Source organism: Rothia nasisuis (assembly GCF_928381405.1).
GTDB classification, from domain to species: Bacteria; Actinomycetota; Actinomycetes; order Actinomycetales; family Micrococcaceae; genus Rothia; species Rothia nasisuis.
Genome location: NZ_CAKMSB010000007.1, coordinates 1 through 17,143, shown reverse-complemented (window position 1 = coordinate 17,143; position 17,143 = coordinate 1). Strand labels below are relative to the sequence as shown.

Annotated in this window: 11 protein-coding genes; 6 read left to right on the top strand and 5 right to left on the bottom strand. The window is 56.8% G+C overall.

The genetic code is table 11. The features are described from left to right. The first annotated feature begins 64 nt into the window (after window positions 1-64). The 4 genes from L6966_RS07095 to L6966_RS07080 all read left to right on the top strand — a co-directional run bounded on the left by L6966_RS07095 (window position 65) and on the right by L6966_RS07080 (window position 3,888). Window positions 65-871, top strand: coding sequence for a FadR/GntR family transcriptional regulator (locus L6966_RS07095; RefSeq protein ID WP_237233129.1), 807 nt, complete (start codon window positions 65-67; stop codon window positions 869-871). Window positions 872-1,105: 234 nt separating this feature from the next. After that, the gene (locus tag L6966_RS07090) at window positions 1,106-1,987 is read left to right on the top strand and encodes a MetQ/NlpA family ABC transporter substrate-binding protein (protein ID WP_237233128.1); all 882 of its coding nucleotides are present in this window, start codon (window positions 1,106-1,108) and stop codon (window positions 1,985-1,987) included. A gap of 182 nt (window positions 1,988-2,169) precedes the next feature. Then, window positions 2,170-3,228 carry a methionine ABC transporter ATP-binding protein gene (locus tag L6966_RS07085; RefSeq protein WP_237233127.1) on the top strand — a complete coding sequence of 353 codons (1,059 nt, stop codon included), beginning with the start codon at window positions 2,170-2,172 and terminating at the stop codon, window positions 3,226-3,228. Window positions 3,229-3,288: 60 nt separating this feature from the next. Then, on the top strand, window positions 3,289-3,888 hold the full coding sequence (locus L6966_RS07080) for a methionine ABC transporter permease (RefSeq protein ID WP_083092238.1): 600 nt from the start codon (window positions 3,289-3,291) through the stop codon (window positions 3,886-3,888). 238 nt (window positions 3,889-4,126) lie between these two features. Here L6966_RS07080 and L6966_RS07075 read toward each other — a convergent pair whose 3' ends face one another. The 5 genes from L6966_RS07075 to L6966_RS07055 form a co-directional block, all read right to left on the bottom strand. Continuing rightward, complete coding sequence (locus tag L6966_RS07075; RefSeq protein ID WP_083092084.1) at window positions 4,127-4,669, bottom strand: hypothetical protein; 543 nt, start codon at window positions 4,667-4,669, stop codon at window positions 4,127-4,129. A gap of 9 nt (window positions 4,670-4,678) precedes the next feature. Further along, complete coding sequence (locus L6966_RS07070) at window positions 4,679-5,428, bottom strand: HAD family hydrolase (protein WP_237224329.1); 750 nt, start codon at window positions 5,426-5,428, stop codon at window positions 4,679-4,681. A gap of 112 nt (window positions 5,429-5,540) precedes the next feature. After that, window positions 5,541-9,842: an FtsK/SpoIIIE domain-containing protein gene (locus L6966_RS07065; protein WP_237233126.1), complete on the bottom strand. Its 4,302-nt coding sequence runs from the start codon at window positions 9,840-9,842 to the stop codon at window positions 5,541-5,543. 86 nt (window positions 9,843-9,928) lie between these two features. Further along, window positions 9,929-11,194 (bottom strand): ABC transporter substrate-binding protein, encoded by a 1,266-nt coding sequence (locus L6966_RS07060; RefSeq protein WP_237224331.1) that lies wholly within the window; start codon window positions 11,192-11,194, stop codon window positions 9,929-9,931. A 5-nt stretch (window positions 11,195-11,199) separates the two neighbouring features. Further along, window positions 11,200-14,199: a DUF3450 domain-containing protein gene (locus tag L6966_RS07055; protein ID WP_237224332.1), complete on the bottom strand. Its 3,000-nt coding sequence runs from the start codon at window positions 14,197-14,199 to the stop codon at window positions 11,200-11,202. 339 nt (window positions 14,200-14,538) lie between these two features. On the opposite strand from L6966_RS07055, the gene L6966_RS07050 reads away from it, so the two are divergent. After that, a complete protein-coding gene (locus L6966_RS07050; protein ID WP_237224333.1) occupies window positions 14,539-16,485 on the top strand; it encodes a serine/threonine-protein kinase in 1,947 nt (648 codons plus the stop codon). A 441-nt stretch (window positions 16,486-16,926) separates the two neighbouring features. Then, window positions 16,927-17,143: pyrophosphorylase (locus L6966_RS07045; RefSeq protein WP_237232769.1), on the top strand; the 217-nt coding region annotated here is incomplete at its 3' end.

Below are 17,143 nucleotides of genomic sequence, written 5' to 3'. Positions count from 1 at the left end.
TATATCCTGTATAGTAGTGACGGACGTCTAAATTGGTCAAGTAGAAGATGTAAGAATCAGTAGTATGAACCACCACGACTCATTCACCAGCCCCCGGGTAGAGCCGCCCGTACCCGCTTTTCTACACCGGGCGTCCACCCTCAGCGCGGCCCAAAAGCGCCAGCTACAACTACAAAACGACATCATCAACCTCATCTTTCAACGGCAACTGGGCCAAGGAGACCCCCTACCCACCGAGCAGGAGCTTATTGACGAACTAGGAGTCGGCCGTAACTCGGTACGCGAAGCACTCAAAGTTCTTGAAGCCCTTGGCATTGTTGAGGTTCGCCACGGCTTTGGCACCTTTGTGGGCGGTAACGCCCTGACCTCCATGGTGCGGGCCCTCGGCTTTCGCGGGCAACTGGCCCTCTACCACGGCGGTCAGGAAGCCCTAGAGCTTGTTGAGGTGCGAGAAGCTCTTGAGGTTGGTTTGTTACGCTCGGTCATCCCCGTCATGACAGAGGAACAGCTCGCTCGCGTCAAAGAAGCCTATGAGGCCATGGAGGCGAGTGTGAACCAGGGATCCTGGCTGGCAGAGCACGACCAGCGCTTTCACGCCGCCATTTTCGAGCCCCTAGGTAACGAGCTACTTTCCCGCCTGCTCGATGTCTTTTGGCAGGTATATGACGCCATTGCAGGGGTGCTCGATACCGTTGCCCCCCTCGATGAGGGGCAGACCTGCACCCTGCTTGAGGCCCACCGCAAGCTCTATGAAGCAATCAGAGACAGAGACGCGGAGGCCGCCACTCACCTGATGCGCGAACACTTTGTGGGTATTCGGGAGCGACTCACCTCCTGGCAAGCCAACTGGATTGCGGAAAATAAGGGATAAAGCCACTCGTCCTTGTGTGACGTTTTATGACACCGTAACTTTTTGTTGCAGTCATACACGTGACATTTGACCCAAAAAGAATCCGCAGAAGAGCTTAGTGCCACCGCAGTGTTCTAATAGAAGAGGCGCCTAGCCTGGCCGCCCGAAACCACATTCAGCACTCCAGCGCTAGATACGGTGCCGCTGACTCGTGGCCGCACACACTATTGACACCCAACAGAAAGATTCATAGCCGTGAAGAAATTTGTTGCCACTCTGGCTCTCGTACCCCTCGCATTCGGTCTTGCAGCCTGCGGCTCATCCTCCGACTCAGCTTCCACCTCTGGATCAGATAACGAAACCGTCAGAATCGGTGTGGTTAGTACCGACCCCGTCAACGATAAGCTCGTTGAGGTTGCAGCTGCCGAAGGCATCACCATTGAGCTGGTTGAATTCACCGACTACGCCCAGCCCAACCCCGCTCTGAGCTCCGGCGAAATCGACCTCAACTGGTTCCAGCACATCGCCTACCTCTCCAACTACAACGTAGAAGCAAACGACGACCTGCAGATCGTAGGCCCCACCGTTATCTACCCCATGGCGCTGTTCTCCAACAAGCACGACTCCATCTCAGCCCTACCAGACGGCGCTGAAATCGCCATCCCCAACGACACCGTCAACGAGGCCCGCGCCCTGCTTCTGCTCGAAGCTAACGGCCTGGTTTCCTTCACCTCAGATACCGCAAGCCTCACCGTCGATGACATCAACACCGATGCCTCCAAGGTCACGGTGACACCTGTTGACGCCGCCCAGACCGTGCTCGCCCTAGAATCTGTAGACGGCTCAGTCGTCAACAACGACTTCCTCAAGGACGCAGGCCTGAACCCCAAGGACGCCCTGGCGCAGGACGACCCTGCCAACGAGTCAGCCCGCCCCTACGTCAACCTCTTCGTAGCTAAGGCAGACCAGGCAGATAACGAGACCTACAAGAAGATTGTTGAGCTCTTCCACACCGAAGAAGTCCAGGCAGTTGTTCAGGAAGATACCCAGGGCACCGCGGTGGAGGTCACCACCGATGTGGCTGACCTGCGCTCCACCCTGGCTGACCTCGAAGAGCAGAAGCGCAACTCCCAATAACTACAAGAACTCTCACTCTTGAGTTAGCTCACGCAACCCACCCAGCGGCAGCCAACCTGGGGTAGGCTAGACACTTCGGCCCCGCTCGGCGCCGATTCCCAGCCCCACCCGGCTGCCGCTGTGTGTGCATCTGCCCACCCGCGTCCTGCCACAACCCAGCCACTACCCCCAAAGAAGACACCATGACCGAACAGCGAGTACAGCCAGCCCACGCCGGGGCTGAGCCTATGGTCGTGCTGACCAAGGTAACCAAAGAATTCAAGGTCGGCAAAAAAACCGTCACCGCAGTCAGCGGCGTAGACCTCACCGTCACCAAGGGAGAGATTTTCGCTATCATCGGCTACTCCGGTGCAGGCAAATCAACCCTCGTGAGACTCATCAACGGCCTCGAAGCTATCACCAGCGGGTCACTCACCGTTGACGGGTTCGAGATTGCCGACAAACGGGAATCGCAGCTACGCCACGTGCGCACCAACATCGGCATGATTTTTCAGCAATTCAATCTGATGAATTCGCGCACCGTAGCCGGTAACGTTGAGTTCCCCCTCATCGTTGCTGGGTGGGACAAGGCGAAACGGGCGGCCCGCGTCTCTGAACTCCTTGACTTCGTAGGCTTGGCTGACAAGGCCAAGAACTACCCCGATCAGCTCTCCGGAGGGCAGAAGCAGCGCGTGGGTATCGCCCGCGCACTTGCGACCTCCCCCTCCCTGCTACTGGCTGACGAATCCACCAGCGCCCTGGATCCCGAGACCACCGCCGAGGTGCTCGACCTCCTCAAAAAGGTCAACGCAGAGCTGGGCATCACCGTCATTGTGATTACCCACGAGATGGACGTGGTCTCTACCATTGCCGACCGTGTAGCCGTCATGGAAAACGGCCGAGTTGTCGAATCAGGCAACGTCTACGACGTCTTCTCGAACCCACAAACCGAGGTGGCCCGCCGGTTTGTGGGAACCACCGTCAAATCCCTGCCTGTGGGCGACGAGGCCGCCGAACTGAAAAGCCGCCACAAGGGCTACCTCATCAATATTGAAATCACTGAAGGTAACACCGGCATCGGCAAGATTCTGTCTTACCTGGGTTCCCGTAAGGTCTCCTTCAACATTGTCCAGGGCGGCCTTGAAACCCTGCAGGGCAAAAGCTACGGCAACCTGACCCTGGAACTTCTAGGCGATGTGACCAGTCTGGACGCTGTGGTCTCCGAACTCAAGACCGTCACTCGTGTACAGGAGGTGCGCTAGCTCGTGGACGCAACCTTTATCAACAGCAAACTGATTCCGGCCTTGGGAGACACCCTGTACATGGTGTCGATTACCATGCTCATCGCGGGGGCCCTAGGCCTGGTCTTTGGTCTGCTGCTCTACACCACCCGCCAGGGCAACATTCTGGCCAACCGCTTCATCAACATCCTGTTGAACGTTGTGGTGAACGTGGTCCGGCCCATCCCTTTTATCATCCTGCTCGCAGCCCTGGGGCCGCTGACTCAGGCTGTGGTGGGCACTCGTCTGGGCGTTAACGCCGCTATCTTCGCCATGGTTTTTGGCGCGACTTTTGCTATTGCTCGTATCGTTGAGCAGAACATGGTCTCCATTGACCCCGGTGTGATTGAAGCGGCTCGCGCTATGGGCGCTTCCAAGATGCGTATTCTTTTTACCGTCATGATTCCGGAAGCCCTAGGGCCGCTGATTCTGGGCTACACCTTCTTGGTTATAGGCGTGGTTGATATGTCGGCCATGGCTGGCTACATCGGCGGTGGCGGTCTGGGTAAGGTCGCCCTGGTTGATGGCTACCAGCGCTTCAATGAGGTCATCACCTGGTCTGTTGTTGCTGTGATTATCATACTGGTACAGCTGATTCAGCTGGTCGGTAATCTCCTGGCCCGCAAGGTCATGCGCCGATAAGGCGGTACAGGGTGGGCTGGCAGGCACGCTTGCGTCTGCGACCCTCTCATTCCTCGCCTGGGGGCTCGTCATGATTCACGCCAGCCCCGAGCCAGCAGACGCCGCGCATGCCAGCCAGCCTCTCTTTCTGCTAGATACCCCAGTTTTGGTGCAGATACCCCGGGTAAAAACGGGGGTACTTGCACAAAATTAAAGGGCCGGTTCCTTAGGGAACCGGCCCTTTTGCATATTTTATGTTTTATTTCTTGCCGCTGATCCAGGAGGAGTCGTAGAAGTCGCCCGGGTCTTTGTTACCAGACCGCTCTATATCCCTTTCGTAGAGACGCTCAGCGAAGTCGGTGGGGCGCACCAGGCGGTTGTCGTCCTCGTCGTCGTTGTCGCTGAAGCGGGCGAGAAAGAAAATCCCGTAGAGCAGGGCCGCGAAGAGCAGAAAGAAGAAGGCCAGCTCCGCCCACATAATCACATAGTTACGGCGTAAGTCGTGCGGTGCGTCCGCGTAAATGTGCGGAATCACCAGAAAGGACGCCACCCCCAGCAACACCGCAACGAGGGTCAGTGAGTGGGGTAGCCAGAACCAGCGAGAGAGAGGTTTCTTTACCTGAGCGGTAGGTCGTTCGTGCGCGGCCTGGCCTGCCTTGGCAGGTGGTTGCTCAGCTGGGGTAGGAGCCGGGGTTGCACCTGGTGGCAGGAACTCCCGGTAGTAGGCGCGCTCATCCTCGCTCAAATCCTCGAGACGCCGCCCGTAGCGGGAGGGCTTCTTGCTGTTGGGGGTATCTGCCATGACTCATCCTTAGGTGGCCGGGCACTCGCGGTCGGGAAGGTGCCCCACCCAGGCATCCAATTGGGCCAGGAGGGCAGGGTCAGTAAAGGAGTTGAACCGGCCAATTCCTGCGGTGAGCAGGGGAGCGGGTGTGGCAGCGTCCGGCTCGCTCTGGTACACCAGGCAGCGGGTGCCTGCCCCGGTGGCAGCAGCCAGGCCAACCACGGAGTCTTCCACAGTCAGTGCCTGCTCGGGGGTAAAGCCCAGGCGACGCACGGCCTCACGGTAGATGTCGGGGGCCGGCTTGCCGTTGCGCACATCGTGGGAGGAGACCCAGGTGCTCAGGTAGGGGGTGTAGCCAAAGTGGGTCAGTTTCTTGGTGAGAAGAGCGCTACCGGAGTTGGATGCCACCGCCACGGGGATTTTGGCAGAGAGCAACTTGACGACGGCCAGGGCACCCTCGATGGCGGTGACGCCCCGGTCGATAATGTCGAACTCGGCGGTAGCGATGGTGGTGTAGACGCTGTCGCGGAAGGCTTCGGGAGAGCCATCGAAATCAGCGGCTAACGGGGTGAGATCTGCCAGGCGGGTGGCCAGGTCGTCTGCAGAGATACCCACGAGGGAGGCTTCGAGCTCAGGTGTCAGAGGAACACGGTAATGTTTGAACATTTCGGCCTGAATCTCACACCAGAGGGTTTCTGAGTCGAGAAGGACGCCGTCGCAGTCAAAGACGGCGCAGGCCGGGGTAAAGCCGGCGGGAGCTGAGTGGAGGTCAAACATGGTTCCATGCTCTCATACTTTGTGCTCGGTGCTCAGTGAAGTGAGCACCAGGCTTTGAAACTGCGGGCATTATTCACGCTCCCGGGCTTACCCTTGGCCTGGGCTGGCAAGGTCAGGCTGAAGGTTGCACCGCCTGAATGAGGTGTACTGTTCCGTTCGAAACCGCATACCCGCGCCCCTGCGTGAGTTCCACCGGTGACTTCCTTGGGATTTTCGCACCCAGCAGATCCCCGTCCATATCCACATTGGGCTGAAGCAAAACACCGCACTTAGCCTTGCGCAGGTTCTTCGTCCAGTGGCTATAGAGCGTCCGCAGCTCGTCTGCCCTCCCGGCCGCAATGACGCAGAGGCCCGGCGGCGGGCTATCAATGAGACTACCGAGGGATTTATCGCCGTCTGCAAACCCATCGGCGTCGTCAATCAACAGAATGTTTATACCTGTTGCCATGCGGAGTTGAGCCGTCAGGGTGGGTATTTCGTCTTCGCCGACGGCTAGATGATTAATGCCCGCTGATGCCAGCGGTGACCTGCGTGTGCAGATAGCCCAGATTTCTGGAGCTGTTTGCCCAGCAGGTACCGACGCCTGATCAAAGAGAGCCTTGATGGAAAGTAGCAGGGTTGACTTACCGGAACGGGCCGCACCGGCTATCAAGACATGTTCACCCTGATACACCTCTAAGAAAACGGGCCGCAAATCCTGCTCACCGAGGCCTACAGGAATACGCCAGGGCTCGTGCATCAAATCTGCATGCGCCCCCAGCTCAGAGACACTGATTGAAGCGGGAAGCTGGCCAATGACTTCAGCCTTGCTACCAGAGTCAGGCCAGAGCTCTTGCACTTTCAGAACCGCCTCATTGAGGCGGGTATCTGCAGTGGCTATATGCATCTGTAGTAATTCCTCGCTGTTGACGCACCGGCCGGGAATAGGAGCGGGAATATCCTTACCTTTAACCCCCTGGCCCGAATAGTCGTAGTTGTCGGCTAAACGGAAGAGCCACTTCTGCGTGGTCACCTCGTCTATGGCGATAGGCACCGCTTTGATACGGGGGGTTGCCACTGCAAAGTGCATGCCCAGCGAGACTCCCTCTGAATACGCTCGATATAGCATGTTCAGCAGTATCTGGCCGTCGTAGTCGTCAAACTCATCGCGGAGGCTCGCCAGCCCGTCAATCAGAACTATCATGGGCTTTTCAGCTTCTGTGCTAGCGTGGCGACGTTCCAGCTCAGTTTGCAGGAACCTCATGAAACGTACCCGCTGTTCCCTGGCTCGGCCACCGTGACCAACGTAAGCAACAGTGTGGGGTAGCATCTGCAAATCTTTCAGCCCGCCAGAGCCCAAATCAAGTACAAGAATATCGAGTGCGGACGGCGCACAGTCACGTGCCGCAGTGAGCGCAAGAGAGGCCAGAGTGGTGGTCGTGCCACTACCGGGAATACCGATGAGGAGTAGGTTGCCTTGAGAAAGGCTCCACCCGGCCGGTATCTGCCTCTGCAGATGGGGCTGATCAGCAAGGGCAACATTGAGCTGCTGTTCGTGAAAGGAGCCCACGGGTTGCTGCACCTTCCCAAGACCCGTTGTGATGGGCTCTGAGAAACCCTCTAGCGCCACTCTTTCCCCTAGAGCCTCGGGCCATACCTGGCGCGGTTCCTTGATGCCCAGCTCGTCATGGGCGTCGCAAATTGCGTCAATGAGCAAATCCAGATCGTTCTCATCTGAAACGATTTTGGGCCGATCCGTCAGAGGCTTGAGCGGAACACCAAAGATACTCGACTCGCGCAGTTCTAGCTGAGCGGCTCCCTCAAGCGGAGTCTGGCCGGTCACAAGCGCGGTCTGAACAGCGGAGATATCTTCTTGCCCGAGTTTAACATAGGCACGCCCCATCTGGGTGCGCTCAATTGCTGAAGCGTCAGGAACCCCGATAACGTTCGCTGAGTCCTCTTTACTCTGCACTCGCAGAGCCACCCGCAGGTTGGTGTTAGCGAGAATGTCGTCGTTAACCACGCCTGCCGGGCGCTGGGTCGCGAGTATCATGTGCACTCCCAGGGTTCGGCCTACCGCAGCTACGTTAACGAGTGACTGAAGAACATCGGGAAAGTCCTTGGCGAGCATAGCAAACTCATCAATGACCAGCAGGATGCGGGGCATCGGCTCGGGTGGGTTGGTCGCCATATAATCTTTGATGTTATCAACGCCCTCACCGGCTTCAGAGAACAGAACCTGCCGGCGGTGCATCTCGGCGTCGAGCGCGCGTAGCGCACGGTCTGCCAGCTGTTCATCGAGGTTACTGATGGTGCCGATGGTATGGGGCAAACGCTCACAAGCCTTAAAGGCTGCACCACCCTTAAAGTCGATCAGAATGAAATTAAGGTCCTCGGGTGAGTTTCGGGCAGCTAGACCGGCCACGAAGGTGCGCAAAAATTCGCTCTTGCCTGAGCCCGTTGTACCGCCAACAAGGCCATGGGGGCCATCGCGCACGATATCTAGCACTACCTGCCCGTCATCACCAATACCGATAGGTGCAGAGACGCCTGTTTGCTCCCGCCACAGTTTCTGTACTTTGTCAGACGTCGCCGGTGCCAGATCGAACAGTTCTGGGGCACGGACGAGGCGGGGGAGGGCCGCACCCGGGATAACGAGTTCGGGGTCGTCAAAATGGGCAAGCCTCCGCGCAGCTAGCTCAGCCTCTTCAAGGTCAAGGCCCGCAATGACGATATCTTCGGTGAGTGCGCGCTCTTCGGGCTCAAAGAGATCTGCTTCGGCATCGGCACGCACACGCACAATACTGGTACACGAAGCCGGTAGCTGCTCCTCAGAGCTGGCGATGACGATGCCTGAGACAGTCCGGTCTGGTTTCTGGGCACCTAGCCCCAGCCGTTGGCGCGGGGCCTCCCGCCCGTATCCGAGAAGGTCACGGGCGGGTGCGTCACGGCCCTCGGTCAGCACTTCAGAATCGAGAATCAGCACCAGGGCCGGAGTGATGAAATGATCGATGTTCTGCTGTAGTCCCCGCAGCATCTCGGTGCTTGACTGCCGCCCGGCTGCCATCCAGCGTCCGCCCTGCGCGTTACCTGCCTGCCGGGTATGCGGAAGCCAAGAAGCCCAAGCCCAGTCATATTCTTTGCCTTCGTCACAAAAAAAGCTGAGGGTCACGTCTGCAGGGCCAACATGGGTAGCCAGCTGTAGGGCCAGGCTGCGGGCCAGGGCAAGACTTCCCTCTCGTTGGCCGACGATTCCCACCACACCGCCGCTGTTGAGGTTAGCCATCAGCGGTGCACCCTTGAGCTGAAATGAGTTGTAGACTTCTTTGACCTCGTCTTCGAGATCGGGGTGGGCGCGTGAGTCAAGTTCAGGGCGCCAGTCTTTGTTGCCCGTCCCCACACGGGTCAGCAGAAAGTCAGCCGCGTCTGCCCGGCGCTGCCACAACTGGGTGGTGGGCACTGCGCTACGGCGAATGATTGAAGCGTTATCGGGTGTGAGCTCCTGGCGGCGGGCACGCTCGGTATCTGCGGTAGCTTCAAGCGTCTTTTTAAAATCTTCTAGCGCCCCGGCAAAGCGTTCTTCTTCGGCCGCTAACTGTTTCTTGTAGCGGTGCTTCCCTTCAAACCAGGTACCCACCATCACGAGGGGGCTCAGCAGAGCAAAGACAGCGAACCTCATACTACCTAGCATGATGACCATGGCGGTGGCCATCAGAATAGGGGCAATTACAATCGCAATGTTAAAGCGGGAGTTCTCTGTAACGGTCTCGCGCCTGGGTGGGGTGACGCGCTCCGGTAGCTCCGGAAGGGCAGGGCGCGGTGGGCGGTTAAAGGGGGCTGTTCTGGCCGGTGTTAGATTGTGTAGGGCCCCGGGGGCTGGGGCGGAGAACTCGTGTAGCTGGGGCTGGAAGAACAGAGTGACGCCACCGGCCTGTACCTCTGAGGGCTGGGTAAGAGTGACCGGTTCATCGGATTGCACCCTGTTGCCATTAACGTAGGTGCCGTTGGTGGAGCCTTTGTCTTCAATCAAAAGTTCTTCGTCGTCAGTGAGAGAGGCCGTGAAATGCTCCCACGAGGCGCTCTCTGTGGAGAGAGTCAGATCAGCATGATCCGAACGACCAAAGACCATGGGCCGGGTACGGGTCACAGCTTTGATTGTGCCGGTATGAGTTCCCCCGCTGACGCTGACAACCCAGCCTGACAAGGTAGCCGCTTCGACCAGGGGAGCCCTCGAAATACGGGAGCCTTCTAGAAGCGGCGCCTGCTCCAGGGCATCGTGAGGTGAAACGCTCAGCGAGTCGATAAAAAGCTGATCTGACTCGCCTAAAACGGGGCCCCCCACAGCCTCAATAAGTTCACCGAGCGTGGTGTTTCCTCTCCAACTGTCAATTTCCACTGATCGGTGAAGAGAGTCGATGCTGATAAGAACACGCATGTGGGGGGCCTTTGAGGTTGGTGCTATCAGTGTTAGCAGGTAGACGGGGTACTTAGTGGCCTTTGAATAAGCCTCTCCCTAGAATTCTAATCACCGTTGTTGAACCAGATGATGTGTTGGTAGTCAGGTGCAGAAGGGTTACGGATTTCTACATCACCCACTGTGGGAGATAGCATGATGGGCGATGCGGCCACCGCATAGGTCGAGGAAAAATCGAGGTTAGGGCCAGTCACTCCGTCTGACGCAGATAAATCAAGGGTGGCCAGGGACTCCCTGACGTCCTCCGGAGCAGCTGAGCTCGCTCTCTCGGTTGCGCGGACGAGCGCGACCACCGCGTCATGACTTCTAGAATCAGCGGCGTGGGCAACGTCGCTGAACTTTTGGTCACCGAGAGCGTTTGTGGCAGTGGGGGTCTCATTGAGAATCCTGACCATCTGCAGAAAAGCCGACATAGAGCGCCCCTGACCGTCCGCTTGCAGAGCTACAGCGTCGCTGGTATTGAAACCCATGCTGAGGGCGTTAATAACCGTTGAGTCGTTATCCTGCATAAAAGCTTCGCTGAAGGTAGGGCTTGTCGCCTCGTAGCCCAGCACAATTTTCGCCCTGGTGCCCGACTCTTGCAAAGCTTTGACAAGGCGTGCCTGCATGTAGGAAGATGCATTGATGACCACAGTGGCCGAGTCTCCCTGCTCTGCTGTGGCGTCAGTGACTTCGCGGGCAAGCTGGCCTAAATCGGTTGAGGCGTTCACTGTGAGGGTCTCTTCAGCGGGTACAGCCACGCCTGAGAAATCTTCCTGGTCAATCCTCACCACCCGAGTAGAGCTCGCGTTGTGCTGTTCCAGCACTTCGCGCATGGCGTCGTTGAGGGGCCTCAGCGACCAGGCACCGTAGCCACTTTCTTCGTAGGGCATGATAACCGGAATCCCGTGTTCCTGAGCAGCCTGTAAAGCCTGCTGCGTATGCTCTCCGCGTGAAGCAAACACAATTCCAGATACGTTCTGACCTGCCAGAGACTCGACCGCGCGGACGGCACCTTCAGCCGTCCCCCGGTCGTCCTCGGTGACAAGGGTGATATTCGCACCAGAACGATTAAAACGCTCAACAGCGACCTTGGCCCCAGACGCTGCCTGGTTCCATTCCGAGCCTTCAGCGTTCTCGTTGCCTACAGTAACGATAAGACCTATGGAGGTATTACGGGCCGTCTCTGATGCATTGAGTTCAACGGGCACGGTGACCGCTACCGCGTCGTCCTTAACCTGCGAATTGTGTTTAATCAGCGCCGTTGTAACCAGAGCAAGAACGAGCAGGAGCAGAGCGAGGGGAATACCAATGTTGGTGATTTTTTCTTTCACGCTCTTTATTCCTCAGCTCCGATGGTGAAGGTGTAGATAGTTTTGACGGTGGAACCCGAGGGGGCAGAGAGCTTGAAGGCAGGCATGGATGAGAGCTTCTGAAGTGAGGCGCTGTACTGAGCCTGCTTCAAGCGGATGGCACCCATATCTTCTTCCCTCATCACAGCGTATTTTTCTGCGTTCTGAGTGGCGAGAGAAAGCTGATAGTCGGCGTTGCCCGCATTGCCAGCATTATTCTGGAGTGAACCGAGGAGGCCTGAACCGGTGACAGAAGTGTCACCGATATCGAGCATAATCTTCTCAAGTTCGCCGGTGAGAATAGTTGATGCGCTCGTAACATCCTGTGTTGCTGTGTCGTGGCTAGCCTGGATGCGTTCAAGCGCTGACTGCGTGCGTGCGCTCGCCTGCTCGGCCTGACGCTGGGCAGCTTCATTGAGCTGGGCACCCTGCTCCTGAACCAGGGCGTCGGCCCCGTAAGACAGGGTATCGGCTGCACCGGTGAGGTTGCTGACCTGCTGCGCAAAAAGATCGGTGATAGCCTGCTCGCTGGAGGAACGCTGATTACTGATATTGCGTACCTGGGTGTCGAGGATGCTGTTGATTTCATCCGCGTTTTCTGCGGGGAGGGTGTCGATAATCTTTTGGAGGGCCTCGTCCAGGGCAACCTGCTGTGCTTCTAGGGCGTTAAGGCTGGTATTGAGGGATTCAAAGGAGGTGGTGAGCTCCGGCAGGGCCTCTTTAACCGCTTCTACTTCGCCACTTGCGGCCGTCGCTGAAGGAGCTGGGAGACTGGGACGCGGGGAACCCGTGGCAGAAGCGGAGGGAGTAGCCTCCTCAGCTTGTTCTTGTTCCTGGCCCAGAATCTCTCGCATATCGCTTGTCTTAGTCAAAACGTCGCTGTTAGCGGCTTTGAGGTCAGCGATTTTTTGAGCGGTCTCAGAGTCCTGAGAAGCGGTATCGCTTGCGTTCAACACCTCGTTCCAGAGGGCAACCTGATTGTTGAGGCGCTGATCCATAGGAGCTGAATAGCCCTCAGGGGCGGCTACAACGTTTGCTCCGCCACCGATCCGGTTAACTGCTGTGGGTGAGGGGCTTGAAGAGGGAGAGGCGGTGGCTGCGTCAGGGGCTTCAGCCGCTACGGGGCAGGGGGTGTCGGTAAGGTAGCTACGGAGCCTGTCAGCCTCGCTGGCAGAAATTTTACCTGACTGAGGATTGGTGCCGTCTGCTAGGGCACACAGCTGATCAGCGAGTTCTTGATTTTGCTGGAGCATTGACCCGGAGCCGTTCACCTCAGCGATAGCCTTTTTTGCTGTGGCGTGAATGTCGTTGAACAGGCTCTCTAATGCGGCCAGGTTTTCTTGTGAAGACTGAACGTTCTGATCAATATCGTCGAGATTTTGAGCGATAGCTTCAGTGGGTAGGGGCTGAGGCCTTGCGCTTGTAGAGGGGGCGGGAGAGGCAGTCGGCGTTGCCGAAGGTGTTGTCGAGGAGGGTGAGGGCTCAGCTGGATTGGTTGCAGGGAGCGCCTCAACGTGCTTTTGCAGGGTTTCTAGCGCGGCGTTTGCTGCTTCGTAATCGCTTTTAACCTGAGAGAGAGTTCCGGGTGCAAGGTCTTCAAGCTGCTTCTGGGTCTCCTGGGTATACATCACCAGATTGGAATCCAAGATAGCTTTGGAGGCGAAGATAGAGCAGGAGGACGACCCCGCAGTGTCTCCCTGGCAGGTTTCTGCTGTGGGGTTATCGGGGCCAAGCATGGTGTTGATGACGGTGAGAACTTGGTCACGGCAGTCGATATTTGCCTCGCTGTAGGCACTGAAAACGCTGGAAAGCTGAACCATATTGGAGTACACGGTTGAGCCGTTGGCAGGCTGGGCGACGTTGAAGTTACAGGTTTGGGAGTCGATGACGGGGGCAGGCACTTCTTCCCCCTGGCGCCCGAGGAAGTTCTCTAGGGAATCAACTGTTTGCTGCATTTGGGCGATGAGCTCTTCTTGCGACCCCTGGGCGCTTTCGTCAAGGTTGGTACGTAAGTTGGCTAGCTTTTCTTGCAGGTCTTGGAGCTGGCCGGTGAGTTGCCCTGAGCTCTGCTGGAGCTCTTGGATGGTGGAGGACTTGAGCGACTCTGAGGTCGAATTGAGGTTTTGCCGCACGTCTGCGACGGTAGATGCCGCATCTGCCAGCGCCTCATTGGCTTCGGTGACCACGTCAACGGTCTGTTGCATGAGCTGCATCGTGGAATTCTGGTCGTTGCTGAAGGATGAGGTGACAGCCCCTGAAGCGGTGAGGTCGTTGGATAGCCCCGGGTGCACCGCAATAGCAAATTCAGGTACAGCGAGGTCCTCTGCCTTAAGGTTGACTGTAAAGGTGGCGGTGGAGCTGTTCCCGGGCCCTGCCAGGATCTTGCCCCATTGCAGAACGGAGTCACCATCGCTATTGGTGCTGACTATTCCGTTGGTTGAGCCGCCCCCTACGGTTGCTTCAGAAATAATGTTCTGAGGCTTAATGCCGGTCAGTGTTGTGGATGCGGCAACAGAGAGGGGGGCACCGACCAGGACGCTTTTACTCTTCTGGGTGCCTGCGACGTCGTAGGTGAGGGTCTGTGGCTGAACCGTGAGATTTTCTACGGTGATGTCAATACTCACATCTCCGCTGTAGCCTTCGAGATCCCTTAAATCGTTACCTGATGAGGAGTCTGTGGTGTAGCGGGTGGTGACGCGCACTGGGAGCTCGTTGACTGCGTCACGCAGAGAGTAGGTGTTCTCTTCGCTGGATGATGCACCGCTAGCTGAGTCGAAGGAGACCACAGTGGAGCTGATCTTTGATACTTCTGCTGATGACGTGAGGTCGACGCTGACATTTTGTAGGACGTTGGACGCCTCAACCGAGTTTGTGTCTTGAGCGGTGCAGGCAGAGAAAACAAGGGCCGCACTTAGAAAGAGCGCTGATACAGCCTTATGCGGAGCGAAGACTCGCCGACGTGAGGGGGCAACGGTGCGTAGGGGCATAATAATCTCGCCTCAGGTGTAGTATGTGGAACTAAGACTAAATACTAGCTCAGAGTGGGGCTTATTCAAAGGTTCTCACCGTTGCCGCGCGCAGTAATGACGCACCTGCCCTCCTTCTCTGATTAAACCTTTTCACAAGGCCATTCACGGGGCTTTGATGGATCGGGAACCGCGTTCATATCTGCCTCTTTACACCTCTGTCGCGCCTTTTCTGGTGGGGCTGTGAAATAAGTTTTTACCTACGCCTGAGCTACGGTTTGCGCTGTTGTGGAACTCTATAAACCTAAAAACCTCCACTAGAATGTTGGGAGAATTTTCTATTGTGGGCGAGGAGCAAACATGGCTGAAGCTGCGGCGGGAATGCCGTTAGGCGCGTCGTATGTTTTGGTTGACCTAGCGGGGAAGGGCGCCTCAGGTCAGGTCTGGACTTTAGAGCACTCAAAAAAATCTGAGCCTCTAGTCGCCAAGATTCTTCACCCTCATCTGGCGCAAGATTCCGCCATTGTTGAGCATTTTGTTCGTGAGCGTTCTGTGCTGATGGGGTTGCAACATAACCACATTGTGCGAATCCATGACCTGGTGGTTGAAGGCAGCACCCTGGCTCTGGTGATGGACTATTTCGGAGGCGGCTCACTCCGCAATATTTTGAATCAGCAGGGCACCTTGCAACCGTCACTGGCTTTGAGATTGACAGCGGTCATTCTCGAAACCCTTGCCTACGCACACGGGCAAAACGTTATTCACCGAGATATTAAGCCAGATAATATTCTTTTTACTGAGAAAACATCTGCACCCGATGAGGCAATGCTCAGGGTGACCGATTTTGGTATTTCTTCTATCATTACTGCCGATCATGCCAGGACCACGGGCATTGTTGGAACACCTCACTACCTGCCGCCTGAGCTGGTAAAAAACGGTACGAGCGGCCCGGCAGGAGATGTGTACTCTGCGGGCATCTTGCTGTACGAGTTGCTGGCTGGGCGTACTCCCTTCGCAGGAGAGGGTACTGACTTCACGATTGCCTATCGGCACGTCACGTCAGAGGTTCCTCTGCTTGATCTCCCTCAGCCGATGATGGATGGCGTTTTGGCCCTGTTGGATAAAAACCCGGAGCGACGCCCTCACCCACTGGACGCCGCTGCCCGTTTGCGGTCTCTTGCTGACCGTTACGGTTCACTGGGCGCTTTACCGCTGGCTCAGGAGCCTGAGCATTTTACTGAATCCGCACGGGCGCAGACTGTGGTTCGCGGTCTCAATGTTGAGACGGCAGATGCGGAACCTCAGGTGATGGAGGACCCAGCACCTGCTCTGGGCCAGTCTGTAGGGGCCACCGTTCTGAAGCCACGCAAAGCACTCGGCGACGAAGATTGGGGCGAGAGTGCCGCAGACCGCGGTGAAGAGTCCTCAGATAAAAAGAAGTCTAAGGCTTTATGGTTGGGCATTTTGGGTTTTGTGTTACTGCTCGGCACTGGCTGGGCTATCTACTGGGCGGTGACTTCTAGCTCCGCACCCAAGGATCCGTTCACTGTGGCGGGTAAGCAGGAGGCTCCTTTGCCCACGGGTCTGTCCGTTCGCCGTGAGGCTACCTATGACCCCAGGTCATCGACCATTGATCTGACGGTTACTTACAGTGCCCAGAAGGCCCCGCTCTCCGGTGATTTGTTGGAGGTAATCCCGGCAACGTCAGAAGGTTCCACCTGCCCTAATGCGACCTGGGAGCGGGTTGATGCTGAGCGTAACCAGCCTTCGGTGACCGACATGAATGTTGAGTGCGGTTGGAGGTTACAGGGAGTGGAGGTTAAGTCTAACCAGGAGTTCGCGGTGACCACTACTATTGCGGCAGAAGTGGCCGACGAGCAGCAACTAGAGAAATGGCTCGATCAGGTATCGTCGCAGACCCAGGAGGCTGTGATGTCTGAGGATTACAGCAGCGTGGCCTACCCTGCCCAGCGGCTGACGGATATTGCGGTGAAGGTGCCCGAGCGTACGGTGAGCCAAACCGCCGTGCCGATTACGCTTCTTCCGGTATGGCCAAGTGGTGAGGACGCCTTGAATCCCCTGTTTTCTTCTGAGAGTACAGGTAGGCCCTCGGGGATGCTTCAGGCTGTAGCGGGTGATGAGAACCCCGTGAGGTTTTCGGACGGCTGCGCGGGCCACCTAATGGTTGACTCAAGTGGGTTGAAGGTGACGGCGCTGTCTGTATCAGACCGATGCACGGTGAATGCCCAGGTGGGTAATTTTACCGATTTGAGAAGCGAGAACTTCGTCATCACTACCAGAGATTAGGGCTGGTTGCACCCACTGCGAGGCTTGTTCAAAAGTCCCGTGATCACCGCTCCCCGGGCTGGGCTCGATGGAATCCAACGGCTTCGTTGCGAACCAGGGTTGCCTGAGTATTTTTGAATAAGCTTCTGTGACTGGCTATGCCCGGTGGTATTTGCGGCGTGAATCTCACTGGGTAGAAACATGAAGCCATCTTTAAAATAGCTGAAATTTTTAAGTGACCACAGAAAAAAATCACTGTTTACACTAGTCACAACAATTATTTGATTTCTCTAGAAAGTGTTGCGTGATTGCTGGATAAAATGGGTACATTTGCCTCCTGACAAGCACGGGTGATGTTCAGTATCCTCTTGTGTAGGGCCAAGGTGGCTCTCTGCATGAGTGGAGCGCCCGTGTGTGCTTGCCCTGCACCTCTAAATATTGTTTCTCGAAAGGTTCAATTCTATGTCACGCGTACTTTCCACCGAGGAAGCCAAATCAGCTATCTCCCGCATCCAGGAAATCATCAACGGCGGCCTAACCGAACAAATCTCCGCCCTTGACAGCCAAGGCCAGCTACTCTCAGACCCCAACAACTGGGACGGCCCCCTAGCCCAGCAGTTCCGTGGCTCAACCTGGCCCGAAACCAAGACCGCCCTCGATAAGGCCAAGACCGAACTGG